Raw genomic sequence first — 22,478 nt, forward strand, 5'->3', positions numbered from 1 at the left:
AAAAGGCCGAGATAAACAATACTATCTCGACCTTTCACATTAACTGTTAAGTTAGGCCCTCAAGGCGGATTCAACAGCGATTACTTATCCATATGAAGAACGGTACGGATAGATTCGCCTTTGTGCATTAGTTCAAATGCTTCATTGACATCTTGCAGGCCCATTGTGTGAGTGATGAACTCTTGTAATCCGAACTCACCCGCCATGTAACGATTCACAATTTCTGGTAGTTCAGAGCGACCTTTTACACCACCAAACGCAGAACCACGCCATACACGACCAGTCACCAGTTGGAATGGACGAGTTGAGATCTCTTGACCTGCACCTGCAACACCAATGATCACTGATTCACCCCAACCTTTATGACAACACTCAAGTGCTTGACGCATCACATTAACGTTACCGATACACTCGAATGAGTAATCCACACCGCCATCTGTCATTTCAACAATCACATCTTGAATTGGTTTATCAAACTTCATTGGGTTAATGCAGTCAGTCGCGCCAAGCTGTTTTGCTAGCTCGAATTTGCTTTCATTAATATCAACACCAATGATAGTTTTCGCACCTGACATACGAGCACCAATGATAGCCGAGAGACCGATGCCACCAAGGCCAAATACTGCAACGGTATCGCCTTGTTGCACTTTTGCAGTATTAAGCACTGCACCCATACCGGTAGTAACACCACAGCCAAGTAAACACACTTCTTCTAATGGTGCATCTTTAGCAACTTTAGCTAATGAAATTTCTGGTAATACCGTGTACTCAGAAAAAGTAGAGCAACCCATGTAATGGAAAATAGTTTCACCATTAACTGAAAAACGGCTTGTTCCGTCAGGCATTAGGCCTTTACCTTGAGTTTCACGAACAGCTTGGCAAAGATTCGTTTTACCAGACTTACAGTATTTACATTCGCCACATTCTGCGGTGTATAGCGGAATAACGTGGTCACCCACTTCAACACTAGTAACACCCTCACCAATCATTTCAACAATGCCGCCACCTTCGTGACCTAAGATAGATGGGAAGATACCCTCAGGATCATCACCTGATAACGTAAATGCATCAGTATGACAAACACCTGTCGCAACGATGCGAACCAAAACCTCGCCCGCTTTTGGTAGTTGTACATCGACTTCTTCCATTTTAAGTGGTTCGCCAGCTGCCCACGCAACCATAGCTTTTGATTTGATATGAGTTTGACCTGGTTTAATTTCAAGCGTCATTGGATTTTCCTTCATTAGGCTTACAAAGAGTAAGGACCGACATAAGATTTAAATCAATTCGAAGTAAGCTTAGTTGAGATAAACATCTCTCGTTGCTTCGTTGTTGTGATTAGTATAGATGATTACGCATTTTTGATAATCCCATCATTTTGAAAATTATTATTACACAAGCGTAATAATAACTTAAACACGTTAACGCTCGAACCTCTTACAATCGATAGCAAATTGCTAAATTAAGCATAGTAACAACGAAGAAGAACAGATGAGCTTAAAGTGGCCACTTAACGATAGGACTATCAAATGACCACAGTTTTTAATTAAGCTTTATTTTGTGCTGCGATATGAGTAGCAATAGCATCCATTAACGCAGGAGAAAGGCAGTCATAAGTTGGCAGGCCTAACTGATTAAAACGTTCACGAATAGCATTCATATCTTTTGGATCGGTTCCCGTTTCAATTATCGAAGAAACGAATGCAGCAAATTGTGGCGCTGACCAACCTTTATCATCGGATAGCTCAGTATGAACAAAATCTAATCCATAAAATGGATGCGATTCATTTTCAATACGGCCATACATATGTGTTCCACATACGCTACAAGCGTGACGTTGAATGACAGCAGATTCATCAATCGTCTCTAATTTATCTTGGTTAGCAATCACTTCCACATTTTCACGCGGAACAACAGCTACTTGAGAGAATAATGCTCCCTCAGGTTTCCAACATTTAGAACATCCACAAGCATGATTATGTGCAGTTTGAGCGGTGAGTTTTACACTAACTTTATCAGTCTTACATTGGCAATTTAACACCCCACCATTAAAGTCATTACCTGTTGCAGGAAAACCATTATCAATCGATGGGTGTAATTTAATCGTATTCATTTTTTGTCTCTTTACTAAGTTTAGCAATTTTGCCAAGTGTGTGTTCATAGTGTTTAAAATTTAGACTCATTAAAACCTAGATACTTATGTCTTCAATTCTCATGAATTAAGTCATTAAGCCTTACAACCTAGGTAAGAAAGGCTTAGGGGAAATAACAATCTGAATATTCAGATTGTTATTTTTTATGCGATGACGCATCCCCCTTACCTTGGACAGGAATTTAGAACCAAAGAGTTACATCACCTTTTTATAAAGGTTCACAATCTCTTCAGTGGTTGCTTTGCGTGGATTAGTCAGCGAACACGCATCATTTAATGCATTGATTGCCATGAACTCCAAACGATCTTCTTGTACTCCTAGGTCAGCTAACTTTTGCGCTGTACCTATTTTTTCTGATAAGGCTTCAATCGCAACAATACCGGCTTCTGCAGCATCTTCGACCGCCATATTCGAGATATCAACTCCCATGGTTTTAGCAATATCAGCGAAACGTTGCCCCTTAACTTGAGCGTTGAAACGCGACACTTCTGGAAGAAGAATGGCGTTACACAAACCATGGGCAAGGTCATACACACCACCAAGTTGATGAGCCATTGAATGTACATAACCTAGTGATGCATTAGAAAATGCCATACCGGCTAGATACTCGGCATATTGCATCGCATCACGAGCTTCAATATTTGAACCATCTGCAACCGCAGCTTCCAAATTAAGAGCAATCAACTCAATCGCTTTAATCGCCACTGCATCTGTAACCGGGGTTGCAGCGGTTGAAACATAAGCTTCAACGGCGTGAGTAAGGGCATCCATCCCAGTAGCTGCAGTTAGAAACGCTGGCATAGCCACCATGAGTTCTGAATCATTAACGGCAATAATCGGAGTGAGATGTTTATCTACCACAGGATACTTGGTTTCATCAGCTTCATTTGTGACAATGGCAAACACCGTCATTTCAGAAGCAGTACCGGCAGTGGTGTTCACAGTAACAAGCGGTAATTGAGGCTTAGCAGCCGTATGCACCCCTTTTGAATAGTCACGAATATGACCACCATTTGATGCCACTAAGGCGATACCTTTTGCACAATCATGTGAAGAACCACCACCAAAAGAAATGACAAAATCACAATCTTGCGCTTTCAGTTGAGCAAGACCATCTTCCATATTTTTTTCTGTTGGATTTGGTTTTACTTCATCAAAAATCGAATAATCAATGCCATTTAAAGCCAGCTCATCTGTCAGGTTCTCAATCAACTTTATTTCAACTAGAACCTTGTCAGTCACAATCAGTGCTTTTTTAAAATCACGAGATTTCAATTCAGCACCCAAGCCTTTTATTGCACCTTTACCCATTAAAGACATTGGAGGCATATAAAATGTATTGCTCATTGTTGTTTCCTCATAAGTATTAAACTAACTGGTGCCTATGTTAGGTTGTTTACTATTACTTGATAATTCCATCATTTATCAAAATACTATTACCTATAAGTTAACAATAAGTCGTATAAATAAATTCTAGGCTTTGTGCCTTAAATGGAGGGAACGGACAATGAAATGGCAAGGTATCGATGAATTTGTTCATGTTGCTGAAGCAATGAGCTTTACTCAAGCGGCGAAAAAAATGCAAGTATCAACAGCTCAGGTTAGCCGCCAAGTAACGCTGCTAGAAGAGCGCCTGAACATAAAATTGCTATATAGAACAACAAGAAAAGTATCACTAACTGAAGAAGGTGAGCTTTATTACCAGCATTGCCGAGATATATTAAATCACCTAGATGAAGCTGAGCTTTCTATTACCAACCGTCAAAGCAACCCAAAAGGAAGGATCAAGCTGACGGCTCCGGTAACATATGGCGAGTACAAAGTTTTACCTTTAATCAATGACTTCGTTGGTCTTTACCCTGAGATTGAAATCTCAGCCAATCTCACGAACCAACAAGTCGATTTAGTTGAGGAGGGGTATGATCTTGCCATTCGACTAGGGGCCTTAAGTGACTCAAGTTTAATGGCAAAAAAACTCTCTACTCGCTCCCTTTATGTTTGCGCATCACAGGAATACATCGCAACACACGGAAAACCTACAACAATAGCAGATTTAAATACTCATAACTGCTTAGTTGGAACGCTCGATCACTGGCATTTCAATGAAAATGGTAATTTAAAAAATTACCGGGTCTCTGGCCGATTGCACTACAACAGTGGTTTTGCGCTCGCTGACGCCGCTTTAAAATCACAAGGCATCGTGCAATTACCAGATTACTATGTACAACAATATTTAGATGATGGGCTATTAGTTGAATTACTTGAAGAATATCGATTAGCTGATGAGGGAATCTGGGCGCTTTATCCTTTTAATCGCCAACTTTCACCTAAAATACGACTGCTGGTCGATTATCTTGCCACACACTTAAATCAAAACCTCACTTAACATTCACCGCTTAGCAAGCAACTGACTATAGAAAAAACCACAAACGTCACTCACAAACTGAATACCCCTATCCCATATCAAAAGCCTCAAGCTACTTAAACGAGCAGGAGGCTTGAGATGTTGTTTACTTACGACCAGTCCCGCTTAAAGAGAGTATTTGATTATCTTGCGTCTAAGAGTTGAAAGGCTAATACCTAATTGCTTCGCGACCTCGGCATACTGTCGGTTGAGCACAGCGAGTGCATTCGCAATTTCTCGCTTTTCAATGTCATCCAAAGGTTGAATTGAAGTAGCAACTATTGACATGGCCTCAACGGAAGATGCATCAAGCAGCACACTATCTCGATGAAGAAAAGTATGCTCAATCCACTTTGAAAGTTCCGATATATTACCTGACCATACGCGCTGACGAGCATGCTCTAATAAGAGCGAATATAAGCTTTCATCGATAGCTTCACGTCTCCCATATAGCTCCGTCAGTTTTCGCTCAACAATCAGTGGAATATCTTCCAGTCGATTTTGCAAGTTCGGCAAGACAAGCGATGCGCCGGTAAGGTAGTAATACAAAGAGGGGCAGAATCGACGTTCATGCACAAGGTCCTCTAAGCGTTTAATTGAACTGGTTATTAAACGGAAATTCAAATTCACCGATTCATTGGTATTAATATCAAATAGCGTTTTGGTCAAAATAATGTGAGTTAAAGCCGCTTGGAGAACCCCAGGCAACAGATCTATTCTTTCAATATATAGCGTTCCGCCATTAGCCATTTCAAACTTTGATTTGGTCCCCTCACCTTCATCAGAACCAAGCAACAATGTTGAAAGGTCTTCTTTTTTTACTGAGTGTAGGTTAACTGCGATGAATGGCCCCTCACTATAGCGCTCACAAGAGTCATGGATGGTAAGTGCTAAACTACGCTTACCCGTTCCCTCTTCTCCCATAATGTAAATCGGAGATGTATTCTTTATTGATTCTTTAGCTGCAGCGATCACTCGCTGCATGTCCGGTGATTCAGTAATATAGCGATCAAGCGTGAACGCTAATCGGTGACTTTTATCTTGTGCCGATACCATCATCTCTATCGATGAAAAATCTAACATTCGATGCTGACTATCAATCACATTCATATGCAATTTATACTGCTGCAATTGACCAATAAAATCGAAGTCTACGTTTTCACCATCAATTGAAGTTCCCTCTGTAATCAGATATTTGATCTTTGGCGGAAACAAAAACAAATCAAACAAGTTTGCATTAATAACATCGCTCTGCTTGATGCTGAATTGCTCAAAAAACGCCTGACTCGCGTGAATAATAACACCATCATTATCCACCATTAAAAAACAGGCTTTACGAAAATCAATATACTGACAGTTTAAGACTTCTTTCTGTTGCTGAAGACGATGATGGTTCATCTCAAGCAGGTAATCAGCCATCATTGTTAAGGTCACATCTGCATTTTTTAATGCTGTAGAATCCGTGTGAATATAGGTCACATAGCCTAAAACTCCACGTCTAGAGTCAGTAATGGGAACACTCATAACGGAAAGGCTCTGCTTACAGCTAAGACGGAAATGAAAAACTTCTTGAAGCCCTAATATTTCTGGCGGCCAGTAATTTCCGATGAGATGATTCTGAGTTTCAAGCAATGCTTTTATTACCTTGTTACCGCTTAGCGACAAACAAATAAACTCATGACTAAATAGCAAAAACACCCCGTCCATCCCCATAGGTAAAGAACTGATCTTAGATATCACTTGAGCGTAATCTTCAATCAACGTCGGTGATTTTATGCCTTCTAACCGAGAATCTTTGATACCGTAATGTAATGTGCCCATCGTAATATCCTTATATTTTATCCGTCAAAATTTGACGACTTAAATCGAATTTTTTCATTTTTCGCCACAATGTTGTACGACTCATACCCAGAGCTTTCGCAGTACAAGCAGCATGACCATGATGATCTCGCCATGCCGTCAAAATGACGTTTCGCTCCGCATCAGCCATATTCATAAATGATTGTGCCTCGGACTTTTTTCTCATTCTATCTGGAAGAGAGTTTAAGGTGATCATTCCATATTCTCTTCTATGCGCAGCACTTTCTAGCGTTTGAAATACTTCTAAAAAATTCCCCGGCCAGTGGTACTCCATAAGTACGCCTAATGCCTCTTGATCAAAATGAATCGTCACTTTTTCACGAATGCAGAGCTGTTCTAGCGTTTGGTGCAAGGCTCGATGCAAGCGTGATTTATCTTGAGCTAGAGGCTTAAGTGTTAGTTCAGCGAGTGAGATTCGCATATAAAGAAGTCGATTAAGACGTGACGTTTCCCAATCGTAACCAGCCCCAGAGCAGCAGATGAGATCAGTGTTAAATGGCTGATAATTGCCATCATCATCGTTGATGAGACCTGAGGTCAGAACTTTTAACAATGCTGTTTGTAAATCCAACGAGAGTAAGTCGATATTCTCAAAACACAGAAGCTGCCCATTGGCCGATTCAATAAGTTTAAGAAATTGCACACGCATACTAGGCGTGACTTCACTCGACGCGAAACCAGCAAGACAATCGACGGTTACTAACTTTTTTGAGTTCAACTGCTGAGCAATGTAATCAATAATATAGTGCTCACCTGCGCCAACATCTGTCGTAATAAAAAGACGCAATCCACTATTACCACGTAGAGCAACAAAACGGTCAAGGTAGCTCTGTTTTGTTACACATTGAGAAAGGACTGCCTGACGCCAATCACCGTCATGTACATTTTGCGAATCCACTCTCACAGAGCAAATACATTTATCGCCGCTATACTGACGACGAATATATGCACTCACCCTCACTTCATTGGTCTTAAAATTTAATGTCTCCGACTCAGCATCTCCTAATAGCGATGACACGCTAAATGTCGCTATACCATCGACATAAATTTTATCATTCACGCTATTTTTTCTTGCGGCACTGTTCGCATATTTGAGCTTATTGTCATCGCCAAAAACAAACACCATTTCAGGCATGCCATCCAGAATATCTTCAAACAACATCACGTTATTTAGCGTTTTTAAAGGATAATGAGTCAATGCTTCTAAGTGGTTTTTTGCGGCTGTTAGCTGCTTTTCATTACACTGTTCAAACATAGCCATTAAGAACAAGCCACGGCTGTCATTTCTTACGGGAGCACAAACAAACGCTATATCGTGGAGGGCTTTTTTATAGGTTTCATAGTAGCTCGTTACTGCGGTTTTATTGGTCGATTTTGACATCGAAAATGCCGTAGTGCCGATCAGAGATTTATCAAAGCAAAATCCCTCTTCAATTCCCAACTCTGCCAACGGCATTTTAAGCTCTGGCGACATTTGTATTGCCACTACAACACCTTGTGTATCAAGTAAACACCAAGCACTGCTCTCACCTAGTACCGACAATAAATTCGTACTTTGTATATGATCGATATAGCTCGCTGTATGTTGATAGTTAAGTTGCACTGATTGAATCGAGATAGACTGCGTATCCCAGTTAAAGGCGCATAGCTCTTTATCTTCAAACCAAGAACAAACCAAAGGATCTTTTGATATATTTCGATTTGGCCAATTGTTTTGAATATGAAGCAACCATTTTTTGTACTTTTCACTAGAACTACGCATATATACTGCTCAAAAAACGAAGATAACCCATTGTAATTTTAGGGACATTTTAAGATATCTCGTTCATCAGATATTGAGAGGCGAGAATCTGTTAAATACCTCTTGGTTGACTAAAATCAAAAACCTCAGCATTGCAGATGCAATCTGAGGTTTTACTTATATGTCAGCCTGTTATTGACCTAACTGATGTGCCGTTACAATCGCTGCAAACACTTTTTCAGCTGTCACAGGGAACGGCATGTTATGAATCGTTTCGCCCTCGGCGCAAGATGCTCTTGCAACTTCCATTAACTTATCGTTATCCAACTCTTTAACACCCATAGCGTGTAAATTAGTTGGTAAACCAACACTGTGACAGAAGTCTAGTACTGTTTGGATTTCACTGTAATCTGCATTTTCGAGCACAAGTTGAACTAATGTCCCAAACGCCACTTTTTCACCGTGTAGCAAATGGTGACACTCTTCCAGCTTAGTTAGACCATTGTGAATAGCATGTGCTCCCGCAAGACCACTTGATTCAAAACCAATACCACTTAAATAAGTATTGGCCTCAATGATGTTTTCAACCGCTGGAGTTGAGACACCCATTTCAACCGCCACTTTTGCTTTTAGACCATCCGCGAGTAGCGTCTCATAACACAATTTTGCCAGAGCTTGTGCTGAACGCGTTGGTGCACCGCCTGCCATAGTGGTTTTGCCTGACGTCATGTTGGCACGTGCTTCAAACCATGTTGAAAGTGCATCACCCATACCAGCAACGAGTAAACGTGCAGGTGCTTTAGCAATGATGGCGGTATCCATAATCACCATGTTAGGGTTTGATGGGAATAGAAGATACTCAGAGAACTCCCCTTCCGGTGTGTAGATAACCGCTAATGCCGATGTCGGCGCATCAGTTGATGCAATTGTCGGTACAATCACAACTGGCAATTTGGAATAAAACGCAATCGCTTTAGCTGTATCCAACGTCTTACCACCACCGATACCAATGATGACATCCGCCTGAATCTCTTTTGATAAAATGATAAGGCGTTCGATTTCTTGGCGAGAACACTCACCATTAAAGCGCTCAAGCGTCACTTCAATATCATTTCCAGCAAAACTACTACTCACCGTATCTTGCGTAAGCCCCATGACGAAGTCATCAGCGATAGCAAATGGCTGACAGCCAAAAGTAGAGACGTATTTTCCGATATTCGCTAACGCACCTTCGCCTTGGATATACTTGCTAGGAGAAATTATGATTTTGTCCATGATGATATTCCTATTCTCAATTCGTTTATTTAGTCAAAGATGCGAAGACACATTCAACAGCGTAAGCGCCTGGATCTTTTGTGCCATTCAAGCTATCGCTATTTAGATAAGATGAACGTCCCGCATTTGCTTTAAGCATCACTGAAGTAGCTTCCGCGCCTTCGCGAGCCGCTGTTGCAGCTGTCTCTAAATCGTGTTCTTTCCATGAGTTTAATGCTGGGTATAGCGCATCAATCATAGTGCGATCGCCTGGTTTAGCGCCGCCATATTGCATCATACGAGCAAGACCATCTTGCAGTGCTAAGACCAAGTCTTTATTGACGGCAAAGTGGCTACCTGCCGCGGTGAAGAAAATAGATAGAAGAACACCTGATGAGCCTCCCATCACGCTAGTCAGCTTTTCACCAACTACGTTTAAAAGAACCGATGGCTCATTAAGCGGTAAATTATTTGCGTCCAACTCTGTCAGGATCTTTCGAGCGCCCGCTGAGAAAGTTGATCCCGTATCACCATCACCAACGATCGCATCTAAACGATTCAGTTCCGATTCTAAATCTATCAAAGTGCCACAAACGGTGCGAACCGCTACCGCAACAGCATCATTCTGGCTAGGGGTATATTCAATTTTCACCGCTTTATTTTCACACTGAATTACAGCGCGATCGCATTGAGCAATAACACCAGGCCACGCTTCTGTTGCTGTTTCAGATTGCAGTGCCGCACGAGTTTCATCATCTAAACGCAGTAATGATAATGAAAAACCTTTCATATCAATAGCGGTCATTAAAGCTGCTGGTCCAACAAAAAATTCGGTATTTTTACCTAATTTTGATTCCACTACGGCTTTAGCAACAACGTTCATTTCGATCGGTGATAAACCACCTAGGTTGTTAATAAGAACCGCGTGCTTTTCACTAGGACGCGCTTCCAAAAGCTTGTCTGACATCAATTCAACAAAATCACGGCACTCAGCTACATCAATGGTTTCAATTCCTGCTTCACCATGAATACCAAGACCAAGCTCTGCTTTTCCGCGAGCAATACGACCTTCACTGGTATCACCTGGTAGTGAACAACTCGTCAGTGCAATGCCTATACTTGCCGTGTTATCAATGGCCTTTTGCGCGGCGGCTTTAACGTCAATAAGTGAAGCACCCTTTTCTGCCAAATGTCCCGCAACCTTATGCACAAACAAAGTACCTGCAATGCCACGAGGTTTAGGATTGTTTGGAATTGAGATGTCATCATTTACGATAACTAACTCAACGTCATAACCCATCTCTTTTGCTTTTTCACACGCCAATCCAAAATTCAGACGATCACCCGTGTAATTTTTAATAATAACTAAACAGCCTTTTTCACCCGTTACATGGATGATGGCATTCAATACGGCATCAACACTCGGCGCAGCAAAAAGGTCACCACATACCGCTGCTGTCAGCATTCCTTTACCAACAAAGCCCGCGTGAGCTGGCTCGTGGCCTGACCCGCCACCACAGATAATTGCAACTTTGTCTTTGTTCCAATCTTTACGAGTAATGACTTTGATATCGTTATTAAAATCAAGTTTGACCAGATTGCCTAGACGCTGCGTATACAACGTGCCGTCGATTGAATCTGATACCCATGATTCTTTTTTATTAATAATCAGCTCAGCCACAATTACACCTTTTTATTATCTGAATGTTTCGTGAGTTTTTGGTCAGGATAGGATTTGATGGTTACATCATTTTTAGAACGCGGGAAAATAGTCGCCAATTGCTTTTGCGCTTCTCCCTCACTCATTCCTAGATGACAAACAAAAATATCTTTCGCCATCTCATCGTAACTACAATCATTTTTCATTCGCCGTTACCTCATAGAGCTGCTTCCGCGCTTTGTCATTGTTGGCATGGCTCATAGCAGCATAATGAAAAAGAATCCCGGCCTCTTTCGAAGCCGGGAGTAAGTCGTTATTCCACGTCGTCGTTAAAGAAACGAGCGTCCATTTCTTTGAGTCCTGGAGAAACGATTGGAGCAAACGGTAGTAGATCTAGAATGTCTTTTTGTAGATCCACACCTGGTGCAATCTCAGTCAAGATCATGCCATCGCGGTTACGTTCAAATACACAACGCTCAGTCACGTAGATAGTCACGCCACCTTCTTCTGCACGGAAGTCACCACTTGCTGAGATTTCATCCACTTTCTCAACAAATTTAGGGTAGATACCTTCTTGGTGAATCGTTAGTTTGCCATTTGCGATGTCAGTTTTTAGACCACCACCAGAGAATGGGAAACAGAACACGGCTTTCTTTGCACTTGCCGTTAAGTTAACAAAGCCACCTACACCGATAATCTTGTCACCAGCACGACTTACGTTAACGTTACCAGAGCCATCAACCTGCATCGCGCCAACGAAAGTGATATCCAACATACCACTGTCATATAGGTCAAACTGACTCGCTGTGTCTTGACACATTTCAGGGTTCAGTACCGCTCCAAATGACAAACCACCGACTGGTGTACCACCAATCAAACCAGCTTCGATTGTTAGGTACATATTGGTCGACATACCGATTTCTTTTGCTGCGCCTGGAACTAATTCAGGAACACCGATACCTAGGTTAACAACAGCGCCATCACGTAGCTCCATCGCGGCACGACGAGCAATGACTTTATGAAGTAGTTCACGTGGTTTTTTACCACTGCCTGATGTTAGTTGAGCGATTGTCTCGTGTTTCTTCTCGATATCTGCTTTCGACATGATGAACTCGCCAGTGTAAGCCGGTTCATATTTTTCGATCATGGTTTGCATTTGCTCGCCATCAACCACCACGGCATCAATAATTGCCGCAGGTAGCTTCACGCTACGTGGGTGAGAAGCTGTTGCCGATACACGTTCAACCTGAACAATAACTTTACCGCCATTCGCTTTTGCAGCCATTGCTGTGCTGTATGGGTCTAGGTAGAAAGCTTCATGTTCAAAAGAGATATTGCCGTTTACGTCGACTGTTGTGCCACGAATGATAGCAACATCCACTTTTGGTGCTTTGTAGAATAGGAACTCTTCACCGTTGATTTCCATCAGTTCAGCTAGTGTGTCAGTTGAACGTTCATTCAGTGCGCCACGGCTATTGCGTGGGTCAACGAATGTTTTAAGACCGACTTTAGTCAACACACCAGGTTGCTTGGCCGCCGCTGCACGGAACGTATGGCTAATAGGACCATATGGTAAGTTGTACGCTTCAATTTTGTTTTCAGCCGCCAGTTTTTTAAGACCAAGCATTTTAATAAAGTGAGAAGCAACAACGCGACGAACCATACCCTCATGAGAGATTGCATCAATTAGACGACCTTCCTGAGACTCACCTAGGCCAGCACCAAAGTAATAGCTCAAATCACGTGGCTGACCTTCTTCAAGAAATTTTTGACCAAGAGCAATCGCAACTGTCTCTGGGAAACATAGAGAACCGAAACCGTTAATTGCCACACAATCACCTGATTTGATTAGGTTAATTGCTTCTTTCACATCCATAATTTTATTGTGTAGAGACATACTGGAATTCCTATAAATTATTTGAATACTTTAAATAAACTTTTGCTTAAATTATCGGCGAGGTAGGTATTGACGAGCGATACCGCGACCAACCACAATTTTTTGAATTTCTGATGTGCCATCAACGATTTGCAGCATCTTAGCGACAGCCATTGACTTGGCGATCGGTGCGTCTTTCATGAAGCCTTCTGCACCAAATAACTGGGCACATTTCACCGTTACTTCCATTGCTACATCTGTAGCAAACAGCTTGTTCATCGCAGCAATCGTTGCAACTGGCTCTCCGCTGTCCATAACCGCAGCTGTTTTGTAAAGTAGGCAACGAGCAGCTTCGATTTTGGTGTTCATTTCAGCCAACTGCCATTGAATGCCTTGGTTGGTTAAAATTGGTTTACCAAATGATTCACGCTGACCAAGATATTCAGCCACCGAATCTACCGCTTGTTGAGCTACACCAATCGCAATAGCTGGTGTAAACACACGTGCAACATCAATCGCTTTTAATGCTTCTTTAAAACCATTCGCTGATAACAAGTTTGTTTTTGGTACCGTACAGTTATCAAACTCCAAACTTCCGACAATGATGCCGTTGCCAATCATGCGTTCACGGTTTGCGATATAACGTAAGCCCGGAGTCCCTTTCTCAACAAACAGCATGATCATGTTCTGGCTGTCTTTGCCGTCTTTCACCATGACATTGAAGTAATCCGCATCTTGTGCATTGGTGATCCAATCTTTTTGTCCGTGAATGTGGTAAACATCACCATCCAGTTCTGCATAAGCATTCGTTGCGGATGGATCGCAACCTGATGCATTCTCAGTGAGTACGAATGCCGTTGTTTTATTGCCATTAGCAAGGTCTGGTACGACTTTTAAAATCTCAGGGTCGATATCTTCATAGAAAGTGGCAATTTCCATATTGATATTGTTTTGCAGCTGAAGCAGGAAAGACATAATGCCGCTGCCATACGCTAGCCCTTCATATACCAAAGACATTTGGAGGTAGTTGTAGCTATGACCCCCCATCTCTTTCGGAATACCTAACCCGTAAAAACCTTGCTCTGCCATTTCTTTCATTTTGGCTTTTAGCAGCTCGCGATCATTCTCGAGTTGGGAAGCAAATGGAGCCAAACATTCCACACTATATGCTTTCGCTTTTTCAAAAATCGCTTGATGCTGTTGATCGATTAAGAAGTTCATTTCACACCTTTTAAATTGAATTTTTTGATATTGGGCTAATTAAGCTGGTTTATTTTCGAGCGTAATATCCGCTTCTTCTGCTTTTTTCTGTTCTGCTTTCCAACCAGTTTCCGAAAGGAACATAGTCAACACGGCAAAGAACGCTGGGGTAATACAAGTTAGAGATAACGCAGTTTCAAGGCCATATTGGGTACCTAGCCAACCCGTTGCTGCGCCGCCAGCTGCACCACCTAAGCCTACTAATGAGAAGATAAAGCCTGTTCCCATTGATACTGCACGTGGTGACATGTCTGTTTTATAAAGAGTGGTAAAAGCCAGTGGAACGAAGTTGTATGCGGCATAGCCAGCAATAAAGGTTGCAATAGAGAGCAGTGGTACACTCGCTGTTAGCATTAAGCTGTAGTAAGCAATTGGTAGTACAACACCTGATGCAACGATAAGCGGTTTATCATAGCCCCACTTCTGAGCCATTATTGGTGATACTAGACAAGCAATTGCAGAACCAATCGGTAGGAATCCAAGTACCATACCTGCTTGACCAATCGATAAGTCCAAGCTTTCTACTGCGTATGTAGGCCAGAATGTGTATACCGCAATCCAAGTCAGCGATGTCATTGGCCATGCAAGTGCAAGAATCCATGTGTTCTTGTAAGTCAGTGCTTCTTTTAATGGTTGAAGTACGGGTACTTTCTCATAATTGGTTTGTGACTCACCTTTGTCTTTCGCTACGACTAACCAAGCAACAGCTAAAATAAGAGAGAAGAAACCCATCACTATCATGACTTCACGCCAACCCGTCATCATTGCTAGGAACATTGGGAACGCTGCTGTACCAAGCATTTGACCAGCTGGTCCAGTAAACATTTCTACGCCATTGACAGAACCCATTTTTTCTTTTGGTACCCATTGGATCTTAAAGACCACAAGGACAGAAACGATACCCGCAGCAACCCCCATTACGAACAAACGACCAACAAACAACATTGTTACGTTCGTAGCGAAACCTTGAAGTAGCATACCGAGACCAAGGATAACGAAGATGGCAAACAGTACTGTTTTAGGTTTACCTTTACTAATAAAGCAAATAATAGGAATCGTAAGTAATCCTTTACCTACCCAGGCAATCGCACTAAGTAAGCCGGCCGTTTCTAAATCAAATCCAATATCATTTCGCATGTCAGGCAAAATGACACCAAAGGCGAAGTTGGAGAGGTTAGCGACCATAAAGGCAAGCCATGCGATCCACACAATAGCCCAACCCCTTGCAGGAATTTTTTCATTTTGATTCATTGCTATATACCTTTCATTTCTAATGTAGGACAGATGACTGAATCATTATGGAAAACCAAAATTAACAGTAGAAATAAATCAAAATGGAATTTCAATAATTGACTAATGACCCAAAATGTCATTTTGACCATTTTTAAACGCTAATTATTTGTGATCATTCCCCGTTTAGTACCTATTCCATATTAAAAATGGTCATTTTGACCAAAAGACAAATAAAAACGTTTCAATTATGAAACGCTAAAAAAACATTTCATTTTGACCGTGTCAACTTGATACATTGGCCCCGTAAAGTTAATTCAATTTGAAATTTAGGAAGAATCAATGAAACGTTTTAGCGATGTCGTAAATTACCGCCGCGCAGTGCGCAAATATGATTCTGAGTATGCGTTTGACCATGACGTCGTCACTCAGGCACTAGAACTGGCAACCTTAGCTCCCAATAGCTCAAATATGCAATTATGGGAATTCCATCGAGTAAGAAGCCCAGAAATGCTGGAGAAAATGAAAGCATGTTGCCTTGGTCAAAATGCAGCAAAATCAGCAAATGAACTGATTGTATTTGTAACAGCACCACAAAAATGGCGTGATCGTGCGGATATGAATGCGAAAGTAATTCGTGATGCTTTTGCTAGTAAACCAAACACTCCAGAACACGTATTTGCTTACTATGAGAAAGATATGCCGTTCCTTTATGGTGGTGTAGATCTAATTGAATACAAAGGGTTAGATGGGGAGAAAGGCCAGGAACTACGTAAAAATGATGTGCGGGTCATTTTGAACAAGAGTGCAGCTCTCGCAGCAATGACGTTTATGTACGCACTAGCAGAAGCTGACTACGATAGCTGTCCAATGGAGGGTTTTGAAGAGGGTGCAATCAAGTCATTATTGAATCTACCTGAAGAATCAGAAGTTTGTATGGTTGTAAGTTGTGGTAAACGTCGACCTGAGGGGGTATATGGCCCTCGTTTACGCGTTGACCTTAGTGATGTAGTCATCGAACACTAATCATTATAGATGGTGTATTAATCAATACATAGCTAACTGACAGACAATAATTTACCACATAAAACTGTCTTCAATACGCGCCTAGGGAATTACATAATTTTATTCAATCTAGGCGTTTAATCTTCACTAAGTAATTATTAAAAATCAAAACTACCTGTGGCACGTATTATTCCAACTTCATGAGCATTACCATTTAATAAATTAATTTATCAAAACTCATCCATTGATAGATTAAATATCAACTTCTATACGTCAGCTTAACAAAAACAAATAACACTCATGTTCTAAAAATAAACTGAATGCGATTTGTTTTTATATCCAATCATTTGTAGAGTTTATTTGATATGCATAAACATCATGCCACGCAAGGCGCTAGCTGGATGTTAGCAGCCGGCTTGTCTTTTGCTATGGTGAACAGCTTGGCACAATGGCTCAGCATTCATTATGGCTTACCATCTACTACTATCGCTTTAGTCCAATATACCATTGCCCTCATTGCTATCTTACCTTACCTAAAGACCCTCGGGATTCGCCATTCCTTAAAAACCAAAACATTAGGTCTACATATATTCAGGGTATTTTTGTCGGTGATCGGTATCCAGCTTTGGTTGTGGGCGCTGGCATATCCCATTCCAATTTGGCAAGGCATAGCTCTTCTAATGACTTCACCTTTATTTGCCACCATTGGATCAGGACTATTACTAAAAGAACATGTGGGTACTGCACGTTGGGGCGCAACTATTGCGGGTTTTATTGGCGCCATGATCATTTTAGAACCTTGGGCAGACAGCTTTACTTGGGCAACCATGCTACCGGTTGGCGCTGCTTTTTTCTGGGCTTGCTACTCTCTAATGGTAAAAAAACTCTCAAGCTCTGACTCCCCCTCAACTATGGTCATTTACCTACTTATTTTAATCACGCCTTTTAATATTTTACTTGCCTTACCGGAATGGGAGATGCCATCAGGATCAACCGTCTGGTTACTGTTAATCACAGCAGGCATTACCACTGCTCTCGCACAATGGGCGATCGTAAAAGCTTATTCCGTGGCAGATGCTTCATTTATACAACCATTTGATCATGCCAAGCTGCCACTTAATGTATTAGCGGGTTGGATGATGTTTGGTTGGGTTCCACCGGGACGTTTGTGGTTAGGGGCAATGATTATCATTGTTTCAGTGGCTTTTATTGCGCGCTGGGAAACCAAAGAGTCACGCCTGACTTCCAAAGAACTCTCCCCACAAGAAGCTTCTTGCTAATAGATTGTCATACCATTCAGGTAAATACACATTTCAGAGTAAGCCATACATTTAGAATAACGGACATAAAAAAACCTCCAGCGGCACATCGTGGGCAGGAGGTTTAATTGTTCAGTAATAGCGAATAAATTATTCCACTGTCACCGCTTTAGCTAGGTTACGTGGTTGGTCAACATCGGTACCTTTAATCAACGCAACATAATAAGAAAGTAACTGCATTGGAATGGTGTAATAAATCGGAGCTGTGATTTCACTTACATGCGGCATAGTGATGATCTTCATCGTATCATCCGCTTCAAAGCCTGCATCTTCATCAGCAAAGACATACAACAAACCACCGCGAGCACGAACTTCTTCGATGTTCGATTTCAACTTCTCTAATAATTCATTACTTGGTGCGACAACCACAACCGGCATATCCGCATCAATCAAAGCAAGTGGCCCGTGCTTCAGTTCCCCCGCAGCATAGGCTTCAGCATGAATGTAAGAAATCTCTTTAAGTTTAAGTGAAGCTTCCATTGCTATCGGATAAAACTCACCACGACCTAAGAAAAGCGTGTGATGTTTATCAGCAAAATCTTCCGCTAACGCTTCAATCTCTTTTTCAAACGATAAAGCCTGATTGATCTGGTTTGGTAGCGCATGGAGAGCTTCAACAATTTCTTTTTCACGAGCTTTATCAATACGACCTTGTTGCTTACCTAATGCAGTAACCAACATCAATAATGCCGACAGTTGCGTCGTGAAAGCTTTTGTTGACGCTACGCCAATCTCAACCCCAGCTCGCGTCATAAAGGCGAAATCAGATTCACGTACGAGTGATGAACCCGCCACGTTACAAATCGTCATCGCTGCCATGTAGCCTTTTTCTTTAGCTAAGCGAAGAGCTGCTAGCGTATCGGCGGTTTCACCAGATTGCGACAAAGTAATTAACAAGCTATTTGGACGAGTCACAAATTTACGGTAACGAAACTCTGAAGCAATCTCTACATCACAACTTACGCCTGCAATATCCTCAAACCAATAACGAGCGGTCATGCCCGCATTATAAGAAGTACCACAAGCAATAATCTGAACATGCTCTACTTTGCTTAAGATATCTTTCGCATTAACGCCAATAGCATCAGTGATCACTGAATCACCGCTAATACGACCTTCCATAGTATTGATTAGTGCGGTTGGTTGCTCGTAAATTTCTTTTTGCATAAAGTGACGATATTGACCTTTATCACCCGCATCGTGTTCAGCGTTAGATTCTGCGACATCACGTTCTACACGTTCGCCGCTTGCATCAAAAACAGTTACATCACGACGAGTAACCTCAGCAACATCCCCCTCTTCTAGGTACATAAAGCGGCGAGTTACGTTCAGTAGTGCCAACTGATCAGAAGCAAGGAAGTTTTCACCCACCCCTAGGCCAATTACAATAGGGCTGCCAGAACGAGCAACAACAACACGTGTCTCATCACGGCGATCCAACACAACCGTACCGTAAGCACCATCGAGTTGTTTCACTGTTTTTTGCAACGCTTCTAATAAAGAAGCTGAACTACGAAGTTCCCACTCGACTAAGTGAGCGATTACTTCGGTGTCAGTTTGAGACGTGAATACATAACCACGCTCTTGTAGCGACGTACGCAGCTCTTCATAATTTTCGATGATGCCATTGTGCACAACGGCGATATCGCCAGAGACATGGGGGTGAGCATTCACTTCAGACGGTTCACCATGAGTCGCCCAGCGAGTGTGTGCGATACCAGTTCCACCAACAACGTGCGATTCATTGACGGCATCAGCCAATGCCTGAACTTTACCTAAACGACGAACTCGCGTTAGATTATTCTCGCTATCAACAATTGCAATACCTGCTGAATCGTAACCGCGATATTCCAAACGGCGTAATCCCTCAACCAAAATTTCAGCAACATCTCGTTGTGCAACTGCACCTACGATTCCGCACATAAATCTACTCCAGTAGTGTTGTCAGTCCAAACCAGTCATCTTTGACCGTCAGTTGGAAGTTATAAATTCTTCGGCTATTAGCCAATTAAGCACAAATCACCTTGACGCCGTTGGATTCAATCTCAGCTTTTTCATCTGGTGATAAGTCATTATTCGTAATCAAAATATCGATCGCATCCCAGCTCAATTCTAAGTTCGGGATTTTTCGTCCAATTTTTTCAGATTCAACCATGACGATGACTTCACGTGACACTTCAGCCATGACATTGCTTAGGCCAACAAGCTCGTTAAACGTAGTCGTTCCTCGGGTCAAATCAACGCCATCGGCACCAATAAATAACTGATCGAAGTCATAAGAACGTAGTACTGTTTCAGCCACTTTGCCTTGAAAAGACTCTGAGTGCTGATCCCAAGTTCCACCTGTCATTAACAAATGTGGTTCACTTTCTAATTCATTTAGAGCATTCGCGACCGTCAGAGAGTTCGTCATAACAACTAAACCTCTTTTACTATTGAGTCGCTGAATCAATGCCGCTGTAGTGCTACCACTATCAATCACGATACGGTTATGATCTCGAATCAAATTAGCGGCAGCTTCAGCCAATGCATTCTTACGAATCGAAACATTTTCGGATAAACCTTCAGTAATAACTTCCGTAGGTAATGCAATCGCACCACCGTAACGGCGCAATAACTGACCATTTTTTTCTAAAGAGGCTAAGTCCTTTCTAATCGTGACTTCTGAGGTTTCAAACTGAATAGACAGCTCTTCAACACTGACTTCTCCTTTCTCATTTACTAAATTTGAAATCGTGTATCTTCTTAGCTGAGTGTTTCGTTTCGACATTTATTCATCATCAATAAGTTTCGTTATGAAAGATATTATAGTCAAGTCGAAACTTTTAAGTCTATTTATTTCGACCTAAAAAATTAATAAATAGCGATAAAACCTTGTCCTAAGACAATTCTTAATCAGTGATATTGATTCGATTCGGTGGTAGAATTCGCACGCGAAAAGAAAATAAATTACAGAAATTACCGTCATTTTTTTGCAGCCTAGCGGTGTTATGCTGGTGCAACCCCATAAAACACGGTAATAACAGCAACATTTTGGTCATAAAATGACTAAAATTGACATAAGACTTTCAGAACTGAAGCTGAAAAATAGACCGCAAAAAACATCGTGAGCAGGCACAAAATGCAAAGCGTTGAGCGAGCGCTTCAGACAATATTCAAAAGTTTCAAATTGTAACCATATTTACCGGAGAGCATCTTCCATGAAAAAGACCAAAATCGTATGTACGATCGGCCCTAAAACTGAATCTGTAGAAAAACTGACTGAACTAGTAAACGCTGGCATGAATGTTATGCGTCTAAACTTCTCTCACGGTGATTACGCAGAGCACGGTGTTCGCATCACAAACTTCCGTGAAGTAATGGAAAACACTGGTAAGCAACTTGCTATCCTACTGGATACAAAAGGCCCAGAGATTCGTACAATCAAACTAGAAAACGGTAACGACGTTGATCTAGTTGCTGGTCAAGAATTCACTTTCACAACTGACATCACAGTTGTAGGTAACACTGATAAAGTAGCTGTAACTTACCCAGGTTTCGCTCAAGATCTTTCTGCAGGTAACACTATCCTTGTAGATGACGGTCTAATCGAAATGGAAGTTATCTCTACAACTGCAACTGACGTTGTATGTAAAGTTCTAAACAACGGTGCACTTGGCGAGAACAAAGGTGTTAACCTTCCTGGCGTTTCTGTAAACCTACCAGCTCTATCTGAAAAAGATAAAAACGACCTTAAATTTGGTTGTGAGCAAGGTGTTGACTTCGTTGCTGCATCTTTCGTTCGTAAAGCAGCTGACGTTAAAGAAATCCGTGAAGTTCTAAACGCTAACGGCGGCCAAGACATCCACATCATTTCTAAAATTGAAAACCAAGAAGGCGTTGATAACTTTGACGAGATCCTTGAGCTTTCTGACGGCATCATGGTTGCTCGTGGCGACCTAGGTGTTGAAATCCCAGCTGAAGAAGTAATCTTCGCTCAAAAAATGATGATTGAGAAATGTAACCGTGCTCGTAAGATGGTTATCACTGCAACTCAAATGCTTGATTCAATGATCAACAACCCACGTCCTACTCGTGCTGAAGCAGGCGACGTTGCTAACGCAATCATGGACGGTACTGATGCAGTTATGCTTTCTGGCGAAACAGCTAAAGGTAAGTACCCTGTTGAAGCCGTAACAATCATGGCTCAAATCGCGAACCGTACTGATTCAGCACTTAAAGCTGAACTAGGTTCTCGTCTAGACAGCCCACGTCTACGTATCACTGAAGCGGTATGTAAAGGTGCTGTAGATACAGCTGAAAAACTAGCAGCTCCTCTAATCGTTGTTGCTACTGAAGGTGGTAAATCTGCTCGTTCGGTTCGTAAATACTTCCCAAGCGCAAACATTCTTGCTCTTACAACAAATAAGAAAACTGCTGCTCAGCTAGTTCTAACTAAAGGTGTACGTCCAGTTGTTGTTGACTCTATCAGCAACACTGATGACTTCTACATCAATGGTAAAGAAATCGCTCTACAATCTGGCCTAGGTAACAAAGGCGATATCGTAGTGATGGTATCTGGCGCACTAGTTGCTTCTGGCACAACTAACACAGCATCTGTACACGTTCTATAAAGCATTTGTAGAATTCCAGATGATTTAAAAAAAAGAGGGCTATGCCCTCTTTTTTTATGTCCAACATTGCCTCATTTTTCAGCACATTGTATTATCCAGCGAT

General features: G+C 41.7%; 17 protein-coding genes. 4 read left to right on the forward strand and 13 right to left on the reverse strand.

The window, feature by feature from the left end:
• Window positions 1–80: 80 nt before the first annotated feature.
• From DZ860_RS18570 to DZ860_RS18580, 3 genes are all read right to left on the reverse strand, one after another.
• Complete coding sequence (locus DZ860_RS18570) at window positions 81–1,229, reverse strand: S-(hydroxymethyl)glutathione dehydrogenase/class III alcohol dehydrogenase (RefSeq protein ID WP_005598059.1); 1,149 nt, start codon at window positions 1,227–1,229, stop codon at window positions 81–83.
• Window positions 1,230–1,546: 317 nt separating this feature from the next.
• Window positions 1,547–2,113 (reverse strand): S-(hydroxymethyl)glutathione synthase, encoded by a 567-nt coding sequence (gene gfa / locus DZ860_RS18575; RefSeq protein WP_120034267.1) that lies wholly within the window; start codon window positions 2,111–2,113, stop codon window positions 1,547–1,549.
• A 235-nt stretch (window positions 2,114–2,348) separates the two neighbouring features.
• A complete protein-coding gene (locus DZ860_RS18580; RefSeq protein WP_120034270.1) occupies window positions 2,349–3,500 on the reverse strand; it encodes an iron-containing alcohol dehydrogenase in 1,152 nt (383 codons plus the stop codon).
• A 160-nt stretch (window positions 3,501–3,660) separates the two neighbouring features.
• Here DZ860_RS18580 and DZ860_RS18585 point away from each other — a divergent pair, with 160 nt between their 5' ends.
• Complete coding sequence (locus tag DZ860_RS18585; protein WP_120034272.1) at window positions 3,661–4,539, forward strand: LysR substrate-binding domain-containing protein; 879 nt, start codon at window positions 3,661–3,663, stop codon at window positions 4,537–4,539.
• A 144-nt stretch (window positions 4,540–4,683) separates the two neighbouring features.
• Here DZ860_RS18585 and DZ860_RS18590 read toward each other — a convergent pair whose 3' ends face one another.
• From DZ860_RS18590 to DZ860_RS18625, 8 genes are all read right to left on the reverse strand, one after another.
• Window positions 4,684–6,378: a sigma 54-interacting transcriptional regulator gene (locus tag DZ860_RS18590; protein WP_120034274.1), complete on the reverse strand. Its 1,695-nt coding sequence runs from the start codon at window positions 6,376–6,378 to the stop codon at window positions 4,684–4,686.
• Window positions 6,379–6,388: 10 nt separating this feature from the next.
• Complete coding sequence (locus DZ860_RS18595; protein WP_120034276.1) at window positions 6,389–8,179, reverse strand: helix-turn-helix domain-containing protein; 1,791 nt, start codon at window positions 8,177–8,179, stop codon at window positions 6,389–6,391.
• Window positions 8,180–8,350: 171 nt separating this feature from the next.
• Entirely contained in the window at window positions 8,351–9,433 is a 1,083-nt protein-coding gene (locus tag DZ860_RS18600; protein ID WP_120034278.1) for a glycerol dehydrogenase, read from the reverse strand.
• A 25-nt stretch (window positions 9,434–9,458) separates the two neighbouring features.
• Window positions 9,459–11,093, reverse strand: a complete 1,635-nt coding sequence (locus DZ860_RS18605) for a dihydroxyacetone kinase subunit DhaK (protein WP_120034279.1) — start codon at window positions 11,091–11,093, stop codon at window positions 9,459–9,461.
• Between the two features lie 2 nt (window positions 11,094–11,095).
• Window positions 11,096–11,278: a hypothetical protein gene (locus DZ860_RS18610; RefSeq protein WP_120034281.1), complete on the reverse strand. Its 183-nt coding sequence runs from the start codon at window positions 11,276–11,278 to the stop codon at window positions 11,096–11,098.
• A 107-nt stretch (window positions 11,279–11,385) separates the two neighbouring features.
• Window positions 11,386–12,969, reverse strand: coding sequence for an acyl CoA:acetate/3-ketoacid CoA transferase (locus DZ860_RS18615; RefSeq protein WP_120034283.1), 1,584 nt, complete (start codon window positions 12,967–12,969; stop codon window positions 11,386–11,388).
• Between the two features lie 51 nt (window positions 12,970–13,020).
• The gene (locus DZ860_RS18620; protein ID WP_120034285.1) at window positions 13,021–14,169 is read right to left on the reverse strand and encodes an acyl-CoA dehydrogenase family protein; all 1,149 of its coding nucleotides are present in this window, start codon (window positions 14,167–14,169) and stop codon (window positions 13,021–13,023) included.
• Between the two features lie 39 nt (window positions 14,170–14,208).
• A complete protein-coding gene (locus DZ860_RS18625) occupies window positions 14,209–15,459 on the reverse strand; it encodes an MFS transporter (protein ID WP_120034287.1) in 1,251 nt (416 codons plus the stop codon).
• A gap of 321 nt (window positions 15,460–15,780) precedes the next feature.
• Here DZ860_RS18625 and DZ860_RS18630 point away from each other — a divergent pair, with 321 nt between their 5' ends.
• Both DZ860_RS18630 and DZ860_RS18635 read left to right on the forward strand, forming a co-directional pair.
• The gene (locus tag DZ860_RS18630) at window positions 15,781–16,464 is read left to right on the forward strand and encodes a nitroreductase family protein (RefSeq protein WP_120034289.1); all 684 of its coding nucleotides are present in this window, start codon (window positions 15,781–15,783) and stop codon (window positions 16,462–16,464) included.
• A 344-nt stretch (window positions 16,465–16,808) separates the two neighbouring features.
• Window positions 16,809–17,723, forward strand: a complete 915-nt coding sequence (locus DZ860_RS18635; RefSeq protein ID WP_120034291.1) for a DMT family transporter — start codon at window positions 16,809–16,811, stop codon at window positions 17,721–17,723.
• A 129-nt stretch (window positions 17,724–17,852) separates the two neighbouring features.
• On the opposite strand, the gene glmS is transcribed toward DZ860_RS18635, so the two are convergent.
• Window positions 17,853–19,685, reverse strand: a complete 1,833-nt coding sequence (glmS, locus tag DZ860_RS18640) for a glutamine--fructose-6-phosphate transaminase (isomerizing) (RefSeq protein ID WP_120034293.1) — start codon at window positions 19,683–19,685, stop codon at window positions 17,853–17,855.
• Between the two features lie 85 nt (window positions 19,686–19,770).
• Window positions 19,771–20,532: a DeoR/GlpR family DNA-binding transcription regulator gene (locus tag DZ860_RS18645; RefSeq protein ID WP_120034295.1), complete on the reverse strand. Its 762-nt coding sequence runs from the start codon at window positions 20,530–20,532 to the stop codon at window positions 19,771–19,773.
• 430 nt (window positions 20,533–20,962) lie between these two features.
• Here DZ860_RS18645 and pykF point away from each other — a divergent pair, with 430 nt between their 5' ends.
• On the forward strand, window positions 20,963–22,375 hold the full coding sequence (gene pykF / locus DZ860_RS18650) for a pyruvate kinase PykF (RefSeq protein ID WP_120034297.1): 1,413 nt from the start codon (window positions 20,963–20,965) through the stop codon (window positions 22,373–22,375).
• Window positions 22,376–22,478: the final 103 nt, after the last annotated feature.

This window comes from Vibrio sinensis, assembly GCF_003605645.1.
GTDB lineage: Bacteria > Pseudomonadota > Gammaproteobacteria > Enterobacterales > Vibrionaceae > Vibrio > Vibrio sinensis.